At 42.1% G+C, this 23,089-nt stretch carries 23 protein-coding genes and 1 tRNA gene; 7 read left to right on the forward strand and 17 right to left on the reverse strand.

The annotated features are described in order from the left end of the window. Window positions 1-212 precede the first annotated feature (212 nt). A tRNA-Val gene (locus tag CST_RS07305) sits at window positions 213-286 on the forward strand. A gap of 154 nt (window positions 287-440) precedes the next feature. Here the strand turns inward: CST_RS07305 and CST_RS07310 are convergent. The 8 genes from CST_RS07310 to spoIIGA all read right to left on the reverse strand — a co-directional run bounded on the left by CST_RS07310 (window position 441) and on the right by spoIIGA (window position 7,656). Further along, window positions 441-1,985, reverse strand: coding sequence for an alpha-isopropylmalate synthase regulatory domain-containing protein (locus CST_RS07310; RefSeq protein WP_015485015.1), 1,545 nt, complete (start codon window positions 1,983-1,985; stop codon window positions 441-443). 115 nt (window positions 1,986-2,100) lie between these two features. After that, entirely contained in the window at window positions 2,101-2,751 is a 651-nt protein-coding gene (locus CST_RS07315; protein WP_015359220.1) for a response regulator, read from the reverse strand. A gap of 18 nt (window positions 2,752-2,769) precedes the next feature. Further along, on the reverse strand, window positions 2,770-3,918 hold the full coding sequence (locus CST_RS07320; protein ID WP_015359221.1) for a sensor histidine kinase: 1,149 nt from the start codon (window positions 3,916-3,918) through the stop codon (window positions 2,770-2,772). Between the two features lie 16 nt (window positions 3,919-3,934). Then, on the reverse strand, window positions 3,935-4,390 hold the full coding sequence (nrdR, locus tag CST_RS07325) for a transcriptional regulator NrdR (protein ID WP_015359222.1): 456 nt from the start codon (window positions 4,388-4,390) through the stop codon (window positions 3,935-3,937). Window positions 4,391-4,562: 172 nt separating this feature from the next. Continuing rightward, complete coding sequence (locus CST_RS07330; protein WP_015359223.1) at window positions 4,563-4,862, reverse strand: YlmC/YmxH family sporulation protein; 300 nt, start codon at window positions 4,860-4,862, stop codon at window positions 4,563-4,565. Between the two features lie 97 nt (window positions 4,863-4,959). Beyond that, window positions 4,960-5,733, reverse strand: coding sequence for an RNA polymerase sporulation sigma factor SigG (gene sigG / locus CST_RS07335; protein ID WP_034838297.1), 774 nt, complete (start codon window positions 5,731-5,733; stop codon window positions 4,960-4,962). 194 nt (window positions 5,734-5,927) lie between these two features. Continuing rightward, window positions 5,928-6,650, reverse strand: a complete 723-nt coding sequence (sigE, locus tag CST_RS07340) for an RNA polymerase sporulation sigma factor SigE (RefSeq protein WP_015359225.1) — start codon at window positions 6,648-6,650, stop codon at window positions 5,928-5,930. 109 nt (window positions 6,651-6,759) lie between these two features. Beyond that, a complete protein-coding gene (gene spoIIGA / locus CST_RS07345) occupies window positions 6,760-7,656 on the reverse strand; it encodes a sigma-E processing peptidase SpoIIGA (protein ID WP_015359226.1) in 897 nt (298 codons plus the stop codon). Window positions 7,657-8,111: 455 nt separating this feature from the next. On the opposite strand from spoIIGA, the gene CST_RS07350 reads away from it, so the two are divergent. Next, window positions 8,112-8,852, forward strand: coding sequence for an MBL fold metallo-hydrolase (locus tag CST_RS07350; protein WP_015485016.1), 741 nt, complete (start codon window positions 8,112-8,114; stop codon window positions 8,850-8,852). 32 nt (window positions 8,853-8,884) lie between these two features. Beyond that, window positions 8,885-9,766: a CPBP family intramembrane glutamic endopeptidase gene (locus CST_RS07355; protein WP_015359228.1), complete on the forward strand. Its 882-nt coding sequence runs from the start codon at window positions 8,885-8,887 to the stop codon at window positions 9,764-9,766. Here the strand turns inward: CST_RS07355 and CST_RS07360 are convergent. Then, window positions 9,738-11,024 carry a glutamate-5-semialdehyde dehydrogenase gene (locus CST_RS07360; RefSeq protein WP_015359229.1) on the reverse strand — a complete coding sequence of 429 codons (1,287 nt, stop codon included), beginning with the start codon at window positions 11,022-11,024 and terminating at the stop codon, window positions 9,738-9,740. The two genes, CST_RS07355 and CST_RS07360, sit on opposite strands and share 29 nt — an antisense overlap. 246 nt (window positions 11,025-11,270) lie before the next feature. Between CST_RS07360 and CST_RS07365 the strand changes: the two genes are divergently transcribed. Beyond that, window positions 11,271-11,681 (forward strand): bacteriohemerythrin, encoded by a 411-nt coding sequence (locus CST_RS07365; RefSeq protein WP_015359230.1) that lies wholly within the window; start codon window positions 11,271-11,273, stop codon window positions 11,679-11,681. A 23-nt stretch (window positions 11,682-11,704) separates the two neighbouring features. Next, window positions 11,705-13,303 (forward strand): peptide chain release factor 3, encoded by a 1,599-nt coding sequence (locus tag CST_RS07370; RefSeq protein ID WP_015485017.1) that lies wholly within the window; start codon window positions 11,705-11,707, stop codon window positions 13,301-13,303. Between the two features lie 44 nt (window positions 13,304-13,347). Here the strand turns inward: CST_RS07370 and CST_RS07375 are convergent, their stop codons facing one another. From CST_RS07375 to CST_RS07385, 3 genes are all read right to left on the reverse strand, one after another. Further along, complete coding sequence (locus tag CST_RS07375; RefSeq protein WP_015485018.1) at window positions 13,348-13,539, reverse strand: PspC domain-containing protein; 192 nt, start codon at window positions 13,537-13,539, stop codon at window positions 13,348-13,350. 98 nt (window positions 13,540-13,637) lie between these two features. Then, the gene (locus tag CST_RS07380; protein ID WP_015485019.1) at window positions 13,638-14,078 is read right to left on the reverse strand and encodes an ACT domain-containing protein; all 441 of its coding nucleotides are present in this window, start codon (window positions 14,076-14,078) and stop codon (window positions 13,638-13,640) included. 147 nt (window positions 14,079-14,225) lie between these two features. After that, window positions 14,226-16,094 carry a DNRLRE domain-containing protein gene (locus CST_RS07385; RefSeq protein WP_015359234.1) on the reverse strand — a complete coding sequence of 623 codons (1,869 nt, stop codon included), beginning with the start codon at window positions 16,092-16,094 and terminating at the stop codon, window positions 14,226-14,228. A gap of 269 nt (window positions 16,095-16,363) precedes the next feature. Here CST_RS07385 and gmd point away from each other — a divergent pair, with 269 nt between their 5' ends. Both gmd and fcl read left to right on the forward strand, forming a co-directional pair. Beyond that, window positions 16,364-17,392 (forward strand): GDP-mannose 4,6-dehydratase, encoded by a 1,029-nt coding sequence (gene gmd / locus CST_RS07390; protein ID WP_015359235.1) that lies wholly within the window; start codon window positions 16,364-16,366, stop codon window positions 17,390-17,392. A gap of 12 nt (window positions 17,393-17,404) precedes the next feature. After that, a complete protein-coding gene (fcl, locus tag CST_RS07395) occupies window positions 17,405-18,340 on the forward strand; it encodes a GDP-L-fucose synthase (RefSeq protein WP_015359236.1) in 936 nt (311 codons plus the stop codon). A gap of 55 nt (window positions 18,341-18,395) precedes the next feature. Here the strand turns inward: fcl and CST_RS07400 are convergent, their stop codons facing one another. The 5 genes from CST_RS07400 to CST_RS07420 form a co-directional block, all read right to left on the reverse strand. After that, window positions 18,396-18,848, reverse strand: coding sequence for a DivIVA domain-containing protein (locus tag CST_RS07400; RefSeq protein WP_015359237.1), 453 nt, complete (start codon window positions 18,846-18,848; stop codon window positions 18,396-18,398). A gap of 67 nt (window positions 18,849-18,915) precedes the next feature. Further along, window positions 18,916-19,848, reverse strand: coding sequence for an aminoglycoside phosphotransferase family protein (locus CST_RS07405; RefSeq protein ID WP_015359238.1), 933 nt, complete (start codon window positions 19,846-19,848; stop codon window positions 18,916-18,918). A gap of 40 nt (window positions 19,849-19,888) precedes the next feature. Then, window positions 19,889-20,848, reverse strand: coding sequence for an O-fucosyltransferase family protein (locus CST_RS07410; protein ID WP_015359239.1), 960 nt, complete (start codon window positions 20,846-20,848; stop codon window positions 19,889-19,891). Beyond that, window positions 20,808-21,905, reverse strand: a complete 1,098-nt coding sequence (locus CST_RS07415; protein ID WP_034838215.1) for an O-fucosyltransferase family protein — start codon at window positions 21,903-21,905, stop codon at window positions 20,808-20,810. The genes CST_RS07410 and CST_RS07415 overlap by 41 nt, the downstream gene beginning before the upstream one ends. Further along, a complete protein-coding gene (locus CST_RS07420; RefSeq protein ID WP_015359241.1) occupies window positions 21,889-23,070 on the reverse strand; it encodes an O-fucosyltransferase family protein in 1,182 nt (393 codons plus the stop codon). Before CST_RS07420 ends, CST_RS07415 begins: the two co-directional genes overlap by 17 nt. Between the last annotated feature and the right edge of the window lie 19 nt (window positions 23,071-23,089).

The raw sequence follows: 23,089 nt of genomic DNA on the forward strand, positions 1-23,089 counted from the left end.
TAACCAAGCGTATAGGTATTTTTTCAAACTTTCAGAGGAAGGGAAATTACCTTTTCAAACGGGTTTTTATGAGAGGAATGATTGTGTTGACTGATAAAATAATTATAAAACTATTGATAATTTAAATATTTCCGTGTATAATTAATGACGCGGGACAGAGAAAGCAGTTGAAATAAAATTCTTAAACGGATTTTGAAGAAGGAAAAAAATACGGTCACTTAGCTCAGCTGGTTAGAGTACCACGTTGACATCGTGGGGGTCACTGGTTCGATTCCAGTAGTGACCATCAAAAAGGATTAGGGTTATGGCCTAATCCTTTTTTGTTGTGTGCAATAACTTACGGCAAAATAAAAGAACACGGGGTTAATCTTCTTGTCTCGTACAAAAATTAAAGGCTTCCGGATAAACCGAAAGCCTTTTGCTTTTTAATCTGATTCTTGCTAATCTGAGTTGGAATTGGTGCCGAAATTCATTTCTTCAATTATGTTCAGCGCTTTCATTGTGGCTTTGATTGCAGACGCAGTCTGGTCGGAATCAAGGCCCCGTGTTTTGAATTCACGCCCAAGGTACCATGTTATGGACGTTTCCACCAGCGCATTGGTTTTTCCGCCGGGAGGTATTGTTACAATATAGTCCACCAACTGAGGCATGGGTTTGTTAATCTTTTCATATATCTTTGTGACCGCCTTTACAAAAGCATCGTACTGTCCGTCGCCGGTTGAAGTCTCTTCATAAACCTCTCCGTTTATTTGCAGGCTCACAGTGGAAACAGGCTTCAGATTTCTTGCGTGGCATATGTAGTAATTCAGCAGTTTAATCTTTTCATCGTTGTGCTTGTTTCTCAAAACGTCCGAGATAATGTACGGCAGATCATCGGTGGTTATATTCTCTTTTTTATCTCCCAGTTCAACAATCCTGTCTGTTATTTTACGTATGGCTTCACTGTCAAGTTCAATACCCAGTTCCTCCAGGTTTTTCTGAATGCTTGCCTTGCCTGAAGACTTGCCCAGAGCATATTTCCTCTGTCTTCCGAAACGTTCGGGAATTAAATTATTACAGTAAAGATTGGCTTTGTTATCACCATCGGCATGGACACCGCTTGTCTGCGTAAAACAGTTTTCTCCTACTATCGGCTTGTTTGCAGGTATCCTTATACCCGAAAAGGCTTCGACAATTTTACTGATTTTTCCAAGCTTTTTCTCATCAACATTTAATTCAATTCCTTCACAGAAATCATTAAGTACACCTACAACACTTGACAAAGGAGCATTCCCCGTTCTTTCTCCCAAACCGTTCACTGTGGTGTGAACTCCAACAGCCCCTGCTTTAACAGCCATAAAAGTATTTGCAACCGCAAGATCATAATCGTTATGGGCATGAAAATCAAACCTTAAATCAGGATATCTGTCAACCATAAGCTTAACCAGCTGATAAGTCTGCTCAGGGTGCAGTATTCCCAGAGTATCGGGAAGCATAAATCTTTCAATCTCATAATCCTTTAAGGAATCGATAAGCTGAAATACGTACTCCGGCGACTGTACTATTCCTTCGGACCACACTTCAAGGTACACGTTTACCCGTAATCCTTTGGAATGGGCATAATTTATAACATTTTGGATATCTTTTATGTGTTCTTCCGGTGTTTTTTTCAACTGATACTTTACATGCCTTACCGAGCCTTTGCACAACAGATTCATGACCTTTGCGCCTGCTTCACAGATCCAGTCCACTGACGTAGTACCGTCCACAAACCCAAGAACTTCAATCCTGTCAAGATACCCTTTCTGGGCACCCCAGTTGGATATAAGTTTGACAGCTTCCATTTCGCCTTTGGAGACCCTGGCGGATGCAACTTCCACCCTGTCCACTTTCACTTCTTCAATGAGGATTCTTGCGATATTGTATTTCTCTGTGGAAGTGAAAGCAACCCCCGGTGTCTGTTCGCCGTCCCTCAACGTTGTATCCATTATCTCTATCTTTTTCATATAGTTCACCTTGCGCCACGTAAAAATTTTTTCATTATTTTACCCTAAAAGATTTATACAGTAAAGATGAATATAAAAAAAAAAGAACCTGATTGAATTAGGTTCCGAGATAAATTCAAATCAGGTTATGCTTCAATGCATAAACTGCTGCCTGAGTTCTGTCCGAAACTTTTAATTTTTTGAAGATATTAGAAATATGGTTTTTTACCGTTTTTTCACTGATATAAAGAGTCTGCGCTATTTCCTTGTTTAACAGCCCCTTCGCTACAAGCCTTAATACCTCGATTTCCCTCTCGCTCAGGATATTTTCCTTCTTTGAAGAGTTTTTCCCGTTATGCGCATATCTCTTAAATTCCATAACAAGTTCCTTTGCCATTGTGGGCTGAATGTACATTTCGCCTTCGTATACCTTTCTTATCGCCTCAATAAGCACATATCCATCCGCATCCTTAAGTACATAGCCGCTGGCGCCAAGCTGCAGCGCTTCAAACAAATATTCCCTGTCTGAATGGATGGTAAGCATAATAATTTTGGCATCAGGATCATTTTGCTTAATAAGTTCCAAAGCCTGCAACCCGTTCTTTTTAGGCATATTTATATCCATTAATACCACATCGGGTTTCTCAATCTGGTAATAATCGGCAGCCTGGGTACCATTGGCGGCTTCCGCCACTACTTTAATGTCGCTTTCCAGCTCTATTAACTGCTTAAGCCCCTGACGAACCATGGAATGATCTTCTACCAGCATTACCCGTATTTTATCCATCCATGTAACCCCTTTCATTTAAACATATGGAAGGACAACCCTGATGGTTGTTCCCTTACCCGGACAGGATTTTATTTCCATAGTCCCATCAAGCAGTTCAATTCGCTCTTTCATACTGAAAAGACCGAATCCTCCCATGTTGTCGTCCTTATCCACTTTTATCTCTTGTATATTAAAACCCTTTCCTTTGTCAGAAACGGTAATTACTATATCTATAGCCGTAAATTCCATGATTACCGATGCATGTTTCGCTCCCGAATGCTTATAGACATTATTCAGCGCTTCCTGCACCACTCTGAATATTGTCAGCGCCACGTTCTTATCATGTACTTCCTTTTCAATTCCCCTTTTTTGAAAATTGACAGTAATTCCCGTTTCATATGAAAATTTATCCATGTATTTTTTCAGCGTTGGTATAAGCCCTATATCTTCAAGTGACATCGGTCTTAAAGCATATATTATTCTTCTTACGTCAACCAGAGATTCGCGCACAATCTGCTTCAGATTTTTCAGCTCTTCTTTGGCCTTGTTTATATCAGTCTCAATCAGTTTTTCACATATTTCAGCTTTCAGAACCACATTGGATAATACCTGGGCCGGTCCGTCATGTATCTCCCTCGCGACCCTGCTCCTTTCCTCTTCCTGGGCCTGAATAACGCGAATGGCGAGGTATTTCCTTTTTTCCACGTCTTCAAGCTGCATGTTCAGATCTTTCAAATCTCCTGAAAGATACTCCATTACCGTGCCAACCTGGTTGATTAACTGCTCAGCCTTCCGAACTGTTTTAGAAGCTTCCCTCAGCCGCCTTTCCAGTTCATTTCTCCGGATAATCGCAAATTTTTCCCGCTCTCTGTTTACCGCAAGTTCAACCCTGATTTTGTCGGCCTGTTCGTACGCAATGCGTATATCATCCTGAGAATATTTGTCAAAGTTGCTGCTTACCATTGCGAGCCTCTCACGGCTTTTTTTCAGTGCAATTTCCAGTTCGTCGTTCTTTTTGATAATTCTCTCCACTTCAATTCTCAGCTCTTCAAGATCCCTTCTCAGTCTTTCGCATTCAATCCTTGCCCCTTCTGCAATATCGTATATGGCTTCCCGGCTTCTGTCAATCATTTTTATAGTATCCCTGATAATCTTATTAAGCCTGGATACATTAAACTCTTCCAAAGTTAGTTAACCCCCGCTATTTTTCATCTATGATTTTCTGGAGCTCTGCCATGAATGTATTAATATCCTTGAACTGGCGGTAAACAGAAGCAAAACGAACATAGGCAACTTCATCCAGTTTCCTTAATTCTTCCAAAACCAATTCTCCTATTGCGGTGCTCGTGATTTCTCTCTGAAGGGAGTTATGAATCTTGGCTTCCACATTATCAATAAGCTGTTCTATCTGATGTATTGAAATCGGCCGCTTTTCACATGCCCTTAATACGCCGTTTAGAAGTTTTTCCCTGTTATACGGTTGACGGGACTTGTCCTTCTTAATAACAATCAAAGGCATATATTCGACTTTTTCATATGTAGTAAAACGTTTTTGACATCTCAAACACTCTCTGCGTCTGCGGATCGTGGTACCTTCATCCGTAGGACGTGAATCTATTACTCTGTCCTCCATATGGGAACAGTACGGACACCTCATAGCCTACCTCCTTTTTGACTTTTATAGCCGGAAGATAAAATAATTTAAACAGAAACTTAATTTTAAACAATTTTTTATTATATATCAATTATCGAAAAAAAAACAGTTTTATTTTAGAAAAGTATTATATATTGTATTTATTTTTACATCACTGGAAAATATATAATACATTTTATCGTTCTTTCAGTTCCACCAGAATAATATCGTCACCAACTTTTCTAACATCCTTCCATGGTATAACCATTTCTTCTATTCTACCAAATAATCTGAAAATTGACCATCTTCCCGGCAGGATTAATGAAACGATTTTACCCGATTCAAGGTTAAATTCGGCGTCTTTTACAAAACCCAGTCTTTTCCCGTCTGCAATGTTTATTACTTCCTTCTGCCTTAAATCGGTAATTCTGCATATACCGCAATTGGGAAGCTGGATTCCTTCCCGTTCGAAACTTCTGTATTCACGCTGAAGCATTGCAACACCCTTTGGATTCTGATTCTAATAAAATGTATTCATAAAAAAAGGAAGTAAGAACCACCTTACTTCCTTTATACATCAGTAATCTGTATTGTTAAACATATTTTCGCATATGTCTTAACGCAGCTTTTTCAAGTCTTGACACCTGTGCCTGAGAAATTCCTATTTCCTCCGCAACCTCCATTTGCGTCCTTCCCCTGAAAAACCTGAGATCCACAATCATCCGTTCCCTTTCGGTAAGTTTCGAAATAGCTTCATTTATCGATATGTTTTCCAGCCATCGCTCATCGTTGTTTTTTTCGTCACTGACCTGATCCATCACGTAAATGGCATCACCACCGTCGTGGTAAACCGATTCAAAAAGGGATATTGGTTCCTGTATGGCATCAAGTGCCAATATTACATCTTCTCTTGGCACATTCATTTCCTCAGCTATTTCACTGACCGAAGGATCCCTTGACAGTTTATTTGTAAGTTTCTCTTTAGCCTGCAGGGCTTTATATGCTATATCCTTCAATGAACGGCTTACGCGGATGGAGTTGTTGTCTCTTAAATACCTTCTTATTTCTCCGATTATCATCGGCACCGCATAGGTAGAAAACTTCACATTCTGTGACAAATCAAAATTGTCAATGGCTTTTATCAGACCTATACAACCCACCTGGAAAAGATCGTCCACGTTTTCGCCCCTGTTATTAAATCTCTGAATCACGCTTAATACCAGCCTAAGATTCCCATGGATGAATTCTTCACGGGCTTTTTTATCTCCGTTCTTAATTCTTTTGAACAGTTCGTCTTTTTGTTTGTTTGTAAGTACAGGAAGTTTGGACGTGTTTACTCCGCATATTTCCACCTTGTTGATCAAGATGACACCTCCCCTTTTGATAAAGCCTAATATCATTTTTTCCGGGAAGGTGCCAAATATACTGTTCTAAATCCCTGAAAATATCGCAAAAACCCCTTGACAGACTTTTTAATGAAGAACAACGTTGCTTAACAGGGCATATAAAATTTTATATAAATTATTCTGCACGGAAATATTATTGTTATATTATTTCCATATTACAGCATCCTTGTTATTTCCTTCTTCAGCCGGCTTAAAATTCTTTTTTCAAGGCGCGAAATGTAGGATTGTGAAATTCCCAGCATATCAGCCACTTCCTTCTGCGTTTTTTCTTTTTGATTGTTTAAACCAAACCTCATTTCCATTATTTTTTTCTCCCGCCTGCTGAGTTTACTCATTGCCATTTTCAATAATTCCTTGTCTATTTCATCATCAAGGTTTTTTTGTATCAAATCCCCGTCAGTTCCGAGAATGTCGGACAAAAGCAGTTCATTCCCATCCCAGTCCACATTCAAAGGCTCGTCTATTGACACCTCGGTACGCACCCTGCTGTTTTTCCTTAAGTACATCAGTATTTCATTTTCAATGCACCTTGAAGCATACGTGGCCAGTTTTATATTGCGGGACGGGTTATATGTGTTTATTGCCTTGATTAAGCCAATGGTCCCTATTGACGTCAGATCTTCAATATCCATGCCGGTGTTTTCAAATTTCCTTGCTATATACACTACCAGCCTTAAATTTCGTTCAATCAGCGTTTTTTTAACCGGCATGTCATCCTTTTCAAGCAAATCCAGAAGTTCTGCTTCCTCTTCATTGGTCAAAGGCGGCGGAAGCGCTTCGCTGCCACCAAGATAAAACAGTTCCCCGGGTTTAAATATTCTGCTGATTCTATAAAAAAATTTCAGTAACTCTACCGTTAATACATTACCAAGTTTCATTCCTATCCCCCTCGTATGTAATGACATTTGTAAGAAATTTATATCAATTTTCCGGTTGATAACCGGAAGTGTAAGAATCCCATTAATGTCGGCCGTCGGGCGATGTAATTTATGCCGTAACCATTTCAGGGCTTATAATGGCCCTGTATTGCTCGGCGGATGAAAGCCTGCTCCGGCTTATGCATACAACAACCTGGGTACGCTCAAAACATAATTCTTCCTTTTCCACGCAAACACCGTCGGGCTTAAAACCCGGCAGCATCCCGTTCTGGGTTCCGATTGAGTTAAACGGAATTAATCTGATCCTTTTTATCCATTCCGCGTTTTCGTCATAACTTGGCGCGGCACTCATCTGAGTCCAGTTCTCAAACCATTTAACCATGCCGTCAGGCAGCAGCTCCCTTATGCTTTCCAGCTCGGCAATCATTACAGGCCACTGTGAAACCGGATCGGTCAGGGAATTGCCTGTATCGATCAGGGCATCAACACAAACTGTTTTGCCGTCAAGACTGATATAGGTCTTAACTATGTATGAATCCTTTTCTATGCGTTTCCTGAATATGTCGGTAAATGCACGAACCATCAAAAATCCGGTTGCAAGGGTTAATATCAGAAGCATTCCGTCGCTTTTCATCTGGGTGTAAAATTCACCGTTTTTAAAGTAAATTCCCTGGTTCAGAAAGCTCATTAAAGCAAAGCCCGCCCCTGCAAATATAAAGGAAGAAATATAGAACGACAGCAGCGCTTTAAACCAGTTTTTAAGCCGTTGACACGGGAATGCAATTGAAACCATCAGTATTGAAAGCATTATTTTTCCGCCGATTGTATATAGGGTTCCGATTCTTGGACACAGGAGCATGACAACCAGATACGCTGCACCGACGGTGGCAGATATTAACTTACGCAGCGCTGTTGAGTACCTGCCCGACAATTTCTGCGTCACTAATAAAATTCCGTAATTAACGATAATATTCTGAAGAAACAGGATATCTATGTAAACCGACATAACAACACCTCTGCCCGTCTGGTTGCGTATCCCCAACGTATTTTAAAAAGGGCATACTTTTCCCTTATCCACCTATATGCCCGTGCACTGAAATTTATGCCTGTAAGTTAACTCCTGAATAAAAACTATAAGTGTAAAAAATTATACAATTTGACTTCTGCAGGATTTGTCAAATAAAGGTATGGCCCTTAAATTTCCCGGATATTTAAAAAGACATAAATCTCTATGTGCTGAATCAGAAACAGCCGCATCTTAAGTAAATATTTTCAATTTTAAGAATTTTATTATATGTATGTCAATTTATTATAATATATTTTCTACTGATTTGCCGTAATATCATAATAGAGACTGCCGACTTTTTACCGTTATTGCAAACCTGGTTTTGTCACTGTATTGATTTGACAACGCTTTTGGATTATTATGTAATAAAGTAATAAAAAAAGGATTGTGATAGTTTGAAAAAAAAGGTTGATGTATGGTATCTATATCACAGCGGGTTTGCTGTAAAAATGAATAACAAACTGCTGATTTTCGATTATTTTGTAAATCAGGCGGCAAATAATGAAACGGTCCTTTATAACGGAAAATTCAGCCCCGAATGCTTTAAGGATACCGATGTGTACTTTTTCGTTTCCCACAGGCATTACGATCATTACAACCCCATTATATTCAGATGGGTGGAGCAAAACCCCAATATCCGGCTGATTATCTCATCGGATATAGCAGACTATACTCCCCATCCGAATATACACAGAGCGGAACCGGAAAATGAATATGTCATTGACGGTTTGTACATTGAAACATTTACTTCCACCGATGAAGGAACCGCTTTTCTGGTAAAAACAGACGGAGTGTGTCTTTTTCATGCCGGGGATTTGCATTGGTGGCACTGGGAGGGTGAACCTGACTCATTTAACCGGCAGATGGAAAAACAGTTTAAGGAACAGATAAGGAAGCTGGCAAGGCATAAAATAGACATTGCTTTTATTGTAGCCGATCCGAGGCAGGAGAATTTTTCACTGCTGGGGCTGGAATGGTTTGTAAATGAAGTGGATTGCGCCCATATTTTCCCGATGCATTTTTCAGATGATTACAGTATAATGGACAGAATAAGAAAATTCATGGAAACAAACCGGTTAAAAAGCGAAATACACCTTATAAACCGGCGGGGTCAGTGTTTCAATATTGAAATATAAAATAAAAAGAAATTATTAAAGTGAGGTCGGTTATGAAAAAATTTTTTAAGGTGTTTTTTTATTGCACGGGTTTCGCAGCCTTGTGCATTGTAATGCAGTTTATAGCAGCCATACCGGTTTCGGCGGCTTATATTTTCCTTAAATCCTTCCAATACGCCCTTTCCGGTAACCCTGAACTTGCGATGAATTTGGATCTTATGACGGTGGTAAACGACATATTAATGCCTTCCTATATTTTATCCGCCATACTTACTTTCTTTTCTGCGTGGATCATCCATGCCGTTTTCAGGAGAAAGTTTTTTGAAAGGCTTTCACTTAACAGAACATCCCCTGTCTATACTGCGGTCAGTTTTTTGGCAGGCTGCGCAATGCAAATGCCCCTCAGTTTCATTATCACGCTGGTTGAAAAGACGGGAATTGCGCCCGATCTGTTTGAAGAATATACACAACATGTTGAACAGTTGATGAGTAATCAGAATACTGTTCTTCAAATTCTGGCAGTGGGGATAATGGCCCCTTTGATTGAGGAAATTATTTTCAGGGGCCTGATTTTAAACCAGCTTAAACGCAATATACCGGCAACGGCGGCAATACTGATCCAGGCGATTTTATTCGGTTTTGTGCACCTTAATGTCGTTCAGGGAACATACGCGTTCGTTATGGCGGTTTTAATGGGGATGCTTACGGTATGGTTTGATTCGCTGTTTGTTTCCATTGCCTTTCATATGGGCATGAATCTGTCGGGCGTAATTCTTTCCGAATTCGGCGCCGGACTTTCGGACGCAGCGGGTGTAATCATGCTTGCAGTTTCTTTTATACTGATACCCTTATGCATAATGTTCCTTTATTTTAAATCAGCCAAAGGTAACTCGCATACGCCCAAGGTTAATCCAACGGAAGGGGCCGGTGTTTGAACGTGCGCCTGTGTTCGGCATAGTCGGCTACAATATGCCCTTTCCCAATCAGTTTGTATTTATAAATTGTAAGCCCGTCCAAACCCACAGGCCCCCGGGCATGGATCTTGCTGGTGCTAATTCCGACTTCAGCGCCGAAACCATACCTGAAACCATCACTGAAACGGGTTGAACAGTTCCAGAATACGTTGCCTGAATCGACGAGGTCCATGAATTTTTCCGCATGCCCCCTGTTGTCGGTGATTATGGCATCGGTATGCCCGGAACCGTAAGTATTGATATGCTCAATTGCCTCGTCGATGGAATCCACTATTTTAACCGAAAGTATATAATCAAGATACTCCGTTCTCCAGTCTTCTTCCGATGCGGGCTTTACTTCAATAATCCTTTGGGTTCTTTCACAGCCTCTAAGTTCCACATTGCTTTCATCCAGTTTTCTCTTCAGTTCGGGCAGAAAACGCGAGGCAATTGCGCTGTGCACAAGTAGAGTCTCGGTTGCATTGCATACCGCCACATATTGAGTTTTTGCATCATTAACTATGTCCACTGCCATTTTAATGTCAGCGTCACTGTCCACATAACAGTGGCATATTCCGTCGGCATGACCCAGAACGGGTATCCTCGAATTTTCCATGATGTATCTTACAAACTCATTGGAGCCGCGCGGAATTATCAGGTCTATATACTTATCAAGCTTAAGCATCTGGTTGACATCATCTCTTGACTCGAGGAGGCTAATCCAGCCTTGAGGTATATCGGCTTCAAGAGTTGCCTTCTGGATAAGTTCGGTTAAGATACGGTTTGTGCGAATTGCCTCTCTGCCGCCTTTCAACAGAACCGCATTCCCGCTTTTAAGGCACAGCGTGGAAATCTGAACAAGAGCATCCGGCCTGGATTCAAAAATTACGCCTATGACCCCAATCGGGCAACTGACTCTGTAAAGGGTAAGTCCTTCATCCAGTTCTGTAGCCAGTAACTTCTTCCCAACCGGATCGGGCAGGGAAATAAGGCTTTTTATCCCCTCCACCGTGTCAAGTATCTTTTTTCGGTCAAACTTTAAACGTTTTACAAGAGGTTCGGGCAAATTCTCTTCCATGCTTCTCCGTATGTCTTCCTCATTTTCTTTGACTATTTCGTCAATATGGTTCATCAGATAGTCCGCAATCAATTTCAAGGCAAGGTTCTTCCGCTCGGTGGCCGTTGAAGCAAGAATAATCGATGCTTTTTTTGCCTCTTTCGCAAGTTGAATCATCTCCATGAGCATCCCTCCGGGAACAAATATACCATCGTTTAAATTACAGCAATTATATCATATCTCTGACATAAAATTAAACAATTCAGCTTAATTGCCTGATATTTTTTCCAGATATTTATCAACCTGTTATCTTGACTTAGCAAAAATTTGCCTGTAACATGTAAGGGTATGAGTACGGAAATTTTCAGGCAGCGGTGTTTTGGCGAAAAATGTGGAAAATTCCGGCATTAACCTGAAGGGGGTAAAAAAATGTTTAAATGGAACGAAAATTACAGAACCGGCATTGAGGTTGTGGACGAACAGCATAAGAAACTGATAGACATCGGTGCCAAACTTGAGGACATGCTATATGCCGGAGATTCTCTTGATTATTACGATTATATAATGGAAACAATTAATGAACTGAAGGATTATGCCGATTACCATTTTACATTTGAGGAAAAACTGATGCGTGAGCATGATTACCCCGAACTTGAAGAACACCGCATGGAACATTTGTACTTTATTAAAAGAATAGACAGGCTGGCCATGGAGGACATTGACAGCCGGCAGGTAAGTGTAATATCCGAAACTTTGGATTTTCTGGCAAGGTGGCTTTTCAGTCATATACTTAACTCTGATATGAAATACGCAGACTTTTTGAAAAGAAAATCAGGCTAACCGGAAAGGAAGATTTGCATCTGATGGCAGACTTGAAAAAAGAACTTCATGAACAGGTTAAACGTCGCAGAACTTTCGCAATAATATCCCACCCCGATGCGGGAAAAACAACATTGACCGAAAAACTTTTACTGTACGGCGGTGCCATTAACCTTGCAGGATCGGTAAAAGCACGCAAAGCAAAAAAATACGCAGTTTCAGACTGGATGGAAATTGAAAAGCAGCGTGGTATATCGGTTACTTCCAGCGTAATGCAGTTTGAGTATAAAGGCTACTGCATCAATATTCTGGACACCCCCGGACACCAGGATTTCAGTGAAGACACCTACAGGACACTGGTTGCAGCCGACAGCGCAGTAATGCTCATCGATGGCGCCAAAGGCGTTGAGGCCCAGACAATTAAGCTTTTCCACGTATGTAAAATGCGCGGAATCCCTATTTTTACATTTATAAACAAGCTGGACAGGGCCATAAAAAACCCGTTTGATTTGATGCAGGAAATTGAAGACGTGCTGGGTATCCGCTCATATCCGATGAACTGGCCTATTGGCACCGACGGTGATTTCAAAGGGGTTTACAACAGGAAACTAAAACAGATTGAACTGTTTACAGGTGGTAATCACGGTCAGACCATTGTGGAATCAAAAGCAGGCTCAGTTGATGATCCGGTTTTTAGGGAATTACTGGGGGAACCGTATTATTCAAGACTGGTTGAGGATATCGAGCTTTTAAACATTGCAGGAGACGATTTCAATCTTAAGGAAGTGTTGGAAGGAAATCTCACTCCAATCTTTTTTGGCAGTGCGATGACAAACTTCGGTGTGGAGCCGTTTTTGGAAGAATTCCTTGAAATGGCGCCCCCGCCTGGCGAGCGTGTTTTCACCGACACAGTGATAGAACCTGAAATGGAAGAGTTTTACGGATTTATCTTTAAAATACAGGCAAACATGAATCCCAATCACCGTGACAGAGTTGCCTTTTTAAGAATTTGCTCCGGCAAGTTTACAAAGGGAATGGAAGTTTATCTGTCAAACGGCAACAAAAAAATCCGGCTTTCCCAGCCTCAGCAGATAATGGCACAGGAACGGGAAATAGTTGAGGAAGCATGGCCGGGAGACATTATCGGGCTTTACGATCCCGGAATTTTCAAAATCGGCGATACGCTAAGCACGGCAAAGCCGTCTGCTTTATTTACCGGTATGCCCATGTTCCCTGCGGAGCATTTTGCCAGGATTTCGCCCAAAGACACAATGAAAAGAAAACAGTTTCTGAAAGGAATTATGCAGCTTTCGGAAGAAGGAACAATACAGGTCTTCAGACAAGTGGACATCGGCGGCGAAGAGTTCATAGTGGGTGCAGTTGGCATGCTTCAGTTTGACGTTCTGGAACACAGGCTGCTGCATGAATATAATGTGGAATTGAAAGTGGTGATGCTCCCCCATAAGTTTGCGCGATGGCTGGTCACCACAGACAAGGATCCGCGGGATTTAAACCTTACGTCTTCAACCCTCATTGCACAGGACAAAAATGAGCAATACGTACTGATATTTGAAAACCAGTGGTCCATCGACTGGGCAAAGGAAAAAAATAAAGGCATTGAGTTGTCGGATGTGTCGGGATAAAAGCAAAAACCTTCATGTGCTGCTTCGCATGAAGGTTTTTTAAATTACGATCTTCTGGGTATTATAAACATCGCGATTATATAAAGAACTACTCCGCCCACAAAAGCCGTACCCACTGAAAGAGCGGCCCAAATAAGGCGTATTACTGTCGGATCAATTCCCAGATATTCGCCTATACCCCCGCAAACGCCACCGATAATTTTGTTTGTGTCGGAAAGATATAATTTCTTTTCCATACGGCTCACTCCCTAATCTTCCAATCTTTCCAGAACAGTAACGATATTTTCACACACAGGCGTTATCACTGCCGACAATAAATATATATTGCTTAACCTTAGAACTTATTATGGTTACATACCTCATCGGGCGACTTAATTTTAACATCCTCGCTCTTTAATATTTCGAGAGCACTTTCAGGATCCTCCACTCTGAAAATAACCATCGCTGTATTGGGTTTTGAATTTACAAAAGCATACATATACTCAATGCTGATACCCTTTTTGTCAAGAACGGCAAGAACTTCGGCAAGACCTCCCGGCCTGTCCTCTATCTCTATGGCTATAACGTCATTTACACTTACCGCAAAACCGTTGTCGGTGAGGATTTTCTTCGCCCTGTCAGGATCATTTACAATAAGCCGTAATACCCCGTAATCTGCTGTATCAGCCAATGACAATGCCCTGATATCAAGCCCGTTATCACCAAGTATGCGCGTAACTTCCGCAAGCCTTCCCTGTTTGTTTTCAAGAAAAATCGATATCTGCTTTATCGGCACGTTACCCACCTCTGGACAACACCTTTTATTAAGTAGATTATATCTTAATTTTCCTGTATCAGGCAAGAACATTTTGCTATTACTCAACCTGCCCTAAAATTAAGGGTTGCCCGAAAACCGGACAACCCGTTTTTTTCACTTTTGATTTCATCTTTGATCCGAGATGTTTGCGTTGTTGTTTTCCTGTGATAACCGTTCAATATCGTCATACGGCGGCTCTGTTGTTGTTCCCGGCAAAAGTACGATGTCAAACTCATTCGGCGGCGTCCCCCATGAATTCCCTACAAATGTGGTAAATGCACGATCCACGAGGAATCCGCCTTTTGTATTGTAAACAACGTTGTCTCTTATCTCACCCGTTGTGCCGGGATTGATATACATTCCCGTTCTGAGACTGAAGAAGGTATTGCGTTCCAGAAGAACATTCTGAGTATTCACCTGGGATACAACTGCCCTGTTAACAACCCAGTTGTCCATTGGCGGTGGTTGCTCGGGACCGAAAACGGTATTTTCAATAAGTTTTACATTAGGAGCCCCAATCTGGATAAATTCCCGTTCATACGGTATATCGCTCGTAATTGTCAAACCGCGGACCGTTACATCGCTGCCTGTAATCAGAATGGGAATAATCTCCGCCCTGAGAAGAATTTCCGCACCGGGTTCACCAAGCAGTGTTATTCCGGTTTTATTTACGTTAATCTGTGTCGTCACTTCGTAAATACCCGAACCTATGTGAACCGTTCCTCCGGGCGCCACTGCATTAATACCTTCGGTAATGCTTCCGAACGGGCGGGCAATACTTCCGTTTCCGTCGGTGCTGCCTGCACGTACACGGATGTTTTCGGTATCCACCACTTCATTTACCGCCGTGTCAAGTGCCGCCTGCAGGTCCGCTACCGTCAGATAGCCAAAATCAGGGCGTCCTGTAAGTAATTCCTCCAGAACTATCTCCTGGGCTGTTACGCTCAGTGAATTAAAAAGGGTTAAATCCAGTCCCAGCTGCGGATTGGTTATAGCAGCCCGCATTTCTGTGACATTCTGAGCATTGTTCACTTCATCAAGTATTGGATCGGGGGTTACGGCGCTTCCGATTTTGAAAAGCATAATCGACGCGCTTACTCCGGTTTGTGTTCCGCCGGCGGCATTGTCAAGGCTTACGGGACCTGCACTCGTATGGTTTCTCAAAGTCAGAACGTCGCCTGCAGCGGCATTAATGATAACAAAACCGGTGTAACTGCTGTTGCCTTCCCTTGTTCCATATGTGCTTCCGGGTACCGGATCATCGTTTTGGAATAAAGTGAACTGGTTGGCCTCAAGCCCCGTAACCGAGTACCACACCGCATAAACCCCTGCGGATTCAACAGTAATGGTATCGGTATTCACGGTATGGGTTATACCGCGCAGGGCGCCGTTATGGCTGAAAGGAATGGAACCTTCCACCGGAATTGTCTGATCTCCGTTGTTGTATACATACCCATATGGATTGTCAACAGGTGGAACCGGTGTATCAGAATAAGTAATTACAAGTCTTGGGAAATACGGTTCATAAACAATGTTATTTGTACCGAACTGGACGAGGGTGACACCGTCGGCGTTAGTCAATGCAATCCCGTGATTTTCAAACGTTCCGTCAAGCCATTGGTTCACAAGCTCGGTGACGTCAATATTTACAACGGTATACAAATCCGAAGTGCTGATGTCAATTTGTGTACCTGTGGCAACAAAACCCGGACGGGTGTTATATGTCACCGTCTGTGCATCAAAAGGATCGGTTACCCTGTTTACAACAATGGGGCTCGGATCGGTCCCTGTTTTTACAATAACCGATAACTGCAGTACCGCACTGTCTACACTTGTTACAGGCAAGACAGGTAATTCGATTTCCATCAGGGCAATACACTCCTGAAAAACCGGATCGTTCCCAACATACATCAGGGGGTAAAATGAAAAATTCTGCTCAGGCTGGGCAGAAGACAGAAAAGTGGTATCAGGAATACCAACAGTTACCGTAGGCATCTGGTCACTCCCTTTCTGGAATTTTTTGGATTGTTTAATTTTTACTTTTATTAACATCATATTCTCGTTCTGGCAGAAAGTTGCATTAAAAATCGTTTTTTTCTGCCAGTAATGGATTTGTAATCTGCTAAGTTATGTAAATGTAACATTACATAATCTGTCCGCATATTAATGTACCAAAGCTTGTTTTAGCTCCTTATTTCCTGACCGGATTTAAGGCAATTGTTTTTTGAAACCGAAAACTATTAACTCCACGGGAGGTTATGCCAGTGAAAAGAGCGTTGATTACAGGAATTACCGGACAGGATGGTTCATATCTTGCCGAATTTCTGCTTGAAAAAGGATATGAAGTGCATGGTCTTATAAGAAGAAGCAGTATTGACAATACAGAAAGGATAAACCACCTTCTGAACGGGCCACGTAAGGTGACTTTGCATTACGGAGATATGACCGATGCAGGAAGCCTGAGCAGATTACTATACAGTATTGAGCCTGACGAAGTCTATAACCTTGCGGCCCAGAGCCATGTGAAAATATCCTTCGACATGCCGAAATTTACGGCGGACGTTAATGCGATAGGTACTTTAACATTGTTGGAAAGCATCCGTGAAGTAAACCCGGACATTAAATTTTACCAGGCGTCGTCCAGCGAACTTTTCGGAAAGGTAAGAGAAATACCTCAGAACGAAAATACTCCGTTTTATCCAAGAAGCCCGTATGCGGTTAGTAAACTTTATGCCTACTGGATTACGGTAAATTACAGAGAAGCATATAACCTGTTTGCCTGCAACGGAATACTTTTTAATCACGAATCGCCGAGAAGAGGTAAAAACTTTGTAACCCGTAAGATTACAACCGGTATAGCAGACATACTGGCAGGAAAAACTGACTGTCTGTACCTTGGCAACCTGGACGCAAAACGCGACTGGGGTTATGCCGGGGACTATGTTGAGGCCATCTGGCTGATACTTCAGCAGGATAAACCTGACGACTACGTCGTTGCGACGGGAGAGACCCATACCGTAAGGGAATTCTGTGAACTTGCTTTCAGAAATGTCGGTATCAATCTCGCCTGGCAGGGAGAAGGACTGAATGAAATAGGTGTGGATAAAGATACCGGCAGGGTTTTGGTCAGGGTAAGCAGCGAGTTTTTTAGGCCTTCCGAAGTGGATTTGCTTCTTGGCGACCCTACAAAGGCCAAAACAAAGCTTGGCTGGCAGCCCAGAGTGTCCTTCGAGAAACTGGTTGAAATGATGGTAAGAAGCGATCTTCAGGCCGCGGGAATAAATTTGAGTTAAGGGGAGATTTTCATGGAAAAGGACAGCAGGATATACGTGGCAGGGCACACAGGAATGGTTGGTTCGGCAATTGTCAGATGCCTTGAGCGGAACGGATATCATAATATAATCAAAAGAACCCATAAAGAACTGGATTTGACCGACCAGGCAGAATGCGAAAAATTCTTTCGGCAGGAAAAACCTGAATATGTATTTTTGGCTGCGGCAAAAGTGGGTGGAATTCACGCCAACAACACCTATCCCGCCGACTTTATTACCGAAAATTTGCTTATTGAATGTAATGTAATCCAAAGCGCATTTAAAAACAATGTAAAAAAGCTGATGTTTCTCGGAAGCTCCTGTATCTATCCGAAACTTTGCCCTCAGCCTATTAAGGAGGAGTATCTGCTTACCGGGCCGCTGGAACCCACCAATGAGGCTTACGCCATTGCCAAAATAGCAGGCATTAAAATGTGCCAGTCATACAACAAACAATACGGGACTCGGTATATTTCTGTCATGCCGGCAAACCTTTACGGTATTAACGACAGATTTGACGAAAATAACTCCCATGTGATACCGGCAATGATAATAAAATTCCACAAAGCCAAGACCGAAAAATTGCCGTTTGTTGAACTGTGGGGCACGGGCAAACCGTTAAGGGAATTCTTATACGTGGATGACATGGCTGAAGCATGCATATATCTTATGCAGCATTATGACGGAAGTGACCCTGTAAATATCGGTTCAGGGCAGGAAATAAGCATAAGGGAACTGGCCGAGATCATCAGGGATGTGGTTGGCTACACCGGGGAAGTTGTATTTGACGCGACAAAACCTGACGGTACGCCGAGAAGAATACTTGATAATTCCAAAATCACGGCAATGGGCTGGAAACCGAAAACCGACATAAGAGAAGGGATAAAAATGGAATACGAATATTATCTTAATATGATACAGAAAAAATAATATCGGAGGGGGGACTTTTGCAAAACACTGTCCCCTCTCCTTTTTCGGGAAATTTTTATTCGGAAAACATTTGTTTCAGAACGTCCATCTGTGCCTGCAGCAAAGCCTCGGATTTTGTTTTGAAAGTGAACAACTCACTTTTAAGCTGCTCATATTTTGCCTGAATGTTTCGGGCCTCATTATTAGCGTCGTCAATAATTTTCTGTGCTTTCAGTTCTGCTTCCTCAATAATGTTTTTTGCCTTGTCACATGCGTTGGCCTTAATCTGCTCGGCAGTGTGCTGAGCAACCAGGATGGAGTGCTGCAGCGATTCTTCAAGCACTTTATAATGCTGTACCGTTTCATTCAGAGTGGATATCTGGCATTTCAGTTCATGGATGGTATTGTTCATTTCATTGTAGTCTTCCACTATCTTTGACAAAAGGCTGTCCACCTGTTTTTTGCTGTACCCGTCAAAGAGCACTCCCCTGAGCGTAAGGCGGCTTAAATCGGCAGCTGTGTAATTCACCCGACCATCTCCCAATACATGTTTCTTTAACAATATTCTATTCCGGACTCTTTCCGGATGTCACAAGTCATTTTCTTTGCGGTTTTACCCTGACGTTCTGGGATGTCGCGCCCAATGGTAAGATATCCCTGTCTTTTGCCGGAATTTGAAAACGTGAAAAATCTCTCGTTGCGATCATATCACAGATGTCCCTGTACCACATGAAATTGCTGATATAAGCGTAGAATCTGGCTCTGTCAAGGTACTCGGAAGTTATGGGATAATATTTGTTCACTCTCATCAGAAAATTCTCTCCGAGATGATCCATAAGCATCCCGAAATCATAAGCCGGGTCTCCGAACCCCGCATTGTCAAAACCAATTATACCGGTTATTCTCCTTGATGACTTATCAAACAGAATATGATTCGGCTTTAAGTCTCCGTGAATCAGCACCGGCTGAAATTCGAAAAACTCCTCATTTTCAACGGCGGGCTGGATAATCTGCCGCAGATATTCTTTAACATACTCGGTGCAGTACGGGGCTATTTTTCTCTGCATTGTTTCAAGCTCCAGAAGCCATTCCTCGCGGTTTTTATTCATTTGTGAGTCCCCGATGCCGGCATATTGCGCTTTCTTCACAGGAATGTTATGCAACTGATCCAGAAATGTCGCAATCTGCCTTGCGACAGCGTCCTGAGTATGATGATCGAGTTTCAGCAGAATATTCCGGTATAACGGAGAACCTTTGACAAACGAACGTTTGGATACGTTCGGGTAAACCATTTCCACCTTGGGCAAATCCATAGTGATAAAATCGCGGATGAAGCCAACCACTTCGGCTTCATTCCTTAAATATGCGGCACTCCAGTCATACCTTGCAAATTTGAATACCACTTCGTTATTGACTATTGCTATGTCACTGTGGGTTCCGTCGGTTTTGTTAAATTCAATCCTTGATAAATCCAGTTGTGGGAAACTGCTTTTGATTATTTCAATATATCTGAGCTCACTGGAATTCAACGTTCTCCCCTCCCGTTATTCTTTAAAGAGCTTCAAATCTCTAATATAACAGCTTTATATTCGTCTCAGGCCAGTCCTTCAATCTGAGCACCGTATTTGACAGGCTGGAATATCCGTTGCCGATGAAGAAATCGCACTGCGCAGCCAGGTATGTGTCTTTTATTACTTCAATCGTGTCTTTTATCAGTTCCACGCCTTTGTGCCTTTTGTTCGGATATTTCTGAAGGTATGTCGGTATCCGCTCCTTAAGGGGGCGTTTCTTACTGTCGGTATACAGAAGCATACCGTTAATGTCATAAAATTTTTTATACTGTTTAAGTATTTTTTTAGAATCGGTTATCAGGAAAATATGCCTTATGTTATAACGCTCGATATAATGCCATATATGTGGTTTGTAAAGTTCATTCAGATCATAAAGCTGTGCCACTTCATTTACAATGGCGTTTGAACGGCAGTGCACCCCAAGTATCGGTTTTTCATCCCTGAAGTTGGGATGGGTGTTAATATATTTTTTTATCTCCCGTTTCACAATTGGTTTCGGTATAAGATACTTGTCATAAAGTTGCCGGTAAACCTGATACGGGGTTTTTCCGAATGACCAGTGGGATCTGTTGGCAAATTGCAGTATTGAACTTAACGGATAGTAAATATCGCTGACTACAATATTTGCGTCACTTCTCATAAGACTTTTCAGATCCCGGCCTTCCATTTTAAACCTGTCGGTGTCCTCTGCAAGAATGTTTTTCGAATTCCATACCGGCGGGTAAAAAGTGGATTCCGGACGGACAATATCATGCACCGAAATGTTTGAAACCGGTTCAAAAAATAATTCAAAGGCATTAGTGGAAATGGACTCGCTGTAAAGGCTCTCCATACCCCAGTATACTACCGGAATTCGGTTGGTCAGTTCTGCCGCAAGAATCTGGCACATGACATGATCCACGTCAGCCCAGATGCTTTTACCCAGTGATTTTATCAGCAGATACCGGTTCGTCTGCATACGTATTCACACCTCCGTAAAACTCAGGATATTCCTTTCTGTGGCGGATTTCTTCCAGTTTTCTCCTTATTCTGTCTTCTTTGACCCGCTTTCTCGCCAGCTTCCGTTCATGTTTCAAATCCCTGTAAAAAAGTACAATATTCTCTTCAGGCCAGTCCCTCAACCGTTTTACCGTGTATGACACGTTGGAATACCCGTTACCTATGAAAAATTCACACATTGAAGCAAGATAGGTATCCTTGATTATTTCAATCCCCTTCCGCCTTTTCTCAGAATAACTTGTAAGGTGAGGCGCATTTTTCGTGTCGCTTAAATGTCCCCTTTTGGCATCTGTAAAAATAAGCATTTTGCCGTAACGCTTCTTGAATTCCTCAAGGATTTCCTCGCAGTCTGTCAGCAACAGTATTTTCCTTATATCATACCTTCTTACAAATTCGTCAATTGTCTTATAATATTTATTATTCAGATGAGACAAATTTTCCACTTCCTTAACCTTGTCACCGCCGCGCATGTGGACGCCGAGAAGAGGCTTTTCGTCTTTCATGAATTCATCGTAGAATTCCTGAATTTCCTGCTGTATATCGGGCTTTAGCCTGATATATTTGTCAAACAGGCAGCGGTATATCTGGTGGGCAGTCATCCCGTAAGCCCAGTGGGTTTTGGGAATAAAAGGTATCAGCGGCCTGACGAAATAATGGGTGTCACTTACCACCACATTGGCGTCACTCATCATCATGTCGCCGAGATTTCTGTATGCCCACGCCACTTTGTCCAAATCCTCCACTTTCAGATTTTTATCGTTCCATATCGGAGGATAATAGGTAAATCCCGGACGTGCCAAATCATCAAGTGTAAAATTTGATACCGGTTCAAAATACAATTCAAACGCATTTCCGGTAAAGGATTCAGAATACAGGCTGTTTGACCCCCAATAGACAACAGGTATCCGGTTTGTAAGTTCAGCCGCCAGAAGCTGTCCCATTACATGATCCACATCAGACCAGAAACCGCAGCCCCAGCTCTTTATAAGCAGGAATCTGTCACCTGTCACCTTCATCACCACCAAGATGCAGCTTTTTCAATATTCTGCGGTAAAGATTTTTTATATACTCCACAAAAGATTTGAATATTTTCTTTCTGTCAGACACAATCATTTTTACGTTTATGGGATACTTGCGTCTTTCCCTTCTGCGGAAAAGAAGTTTTATGTTTTCCTCGGGCCAGTCCTTTATCCGCGATATTGCCCGCGACAAGCTTGAAAAATCGTTACCGATGAAGAAATCGCATTTTGCTGCAAGGCAGGCATCCTTAATCACTTCTATGCCACGCCGTCTTTTCACTACGGGGTTTTCAATGAAATACGCCGGTTCGCTGGCCGACAGGCGCTTACAGTCGGTATAAACCACCATGTCACCGTATTTTTCGGTGTATTCCCTGATTACTTCCTCACTGTCGGTAAGCAGGAATATTTTCTTTATGGAATATCTGTTCATCAGCTTTTTTATTTCTGCATGATACTGGGAATTCGCGTTAAGAAGTTTTCCTCTTCCGAGAAAACGGTATTTTCTGTCCTTTTTTATCGGGAATTTCAGTCCGTATTTTCCGCTGTGTCTCTGCCAGTAATGCTCGTCGGCTATGTCCTTTCTGACGTCAATAATCATGTCATCCTCTTCCCTGCGTACATGAACGGCCAGAATGGGATGCCCGTCCTTCAGCCATGACTGGTAAAATCCCTGCACTTCCTGAAGGATGTCTTTCTTGATCCTTATATATTTCTTGAATAGATACCGGTATATTTCGGTGGCGGTCATTCCGTATGCTGCGTTTTCCTTTTTTATGAACGGAATTATTTCTGAAATCGAAAAATAAACGTCTCCGACAACCACATTGGCATCGCTGCTGATGAGATCTCCTATGCTTCTGTACATCCACGTTTCCTTCCCCGGGTCTTCTACAAGCAGATTGTCCGCATCCCAGATAGGAGGATAAAAGGTATATTCGTGTTTTGCCAGATCAAAAATACTGTAATCCGAAACGGGCTCAAAATACAGCTCAAATCCGTTTGTATGAATAAAACCGTTATGCAGGCAATGGGTTGGCCAGAAAACAACGGGGACACGATTTGTGATTTCGGCAATCAGAAGCTGGGCTAAAACATGCTCCACATCGGACCATAATCTGTAACTCCACGGTTTAATGAGAAGAAATCTGTCCCCCGCCATATAATATTTCACCTCACTG

The organism is Thermoclostridium stercorarium subsp. stercorarium DSM 8532 (genome assembly GCF_000331995.1).
Taxonomy (GTDB): Bacteria; Bacillota; Clostridia; order DSM-8532; family DSM-8532; genus Thermoclostridium; species Thermoclostridium stercorarium.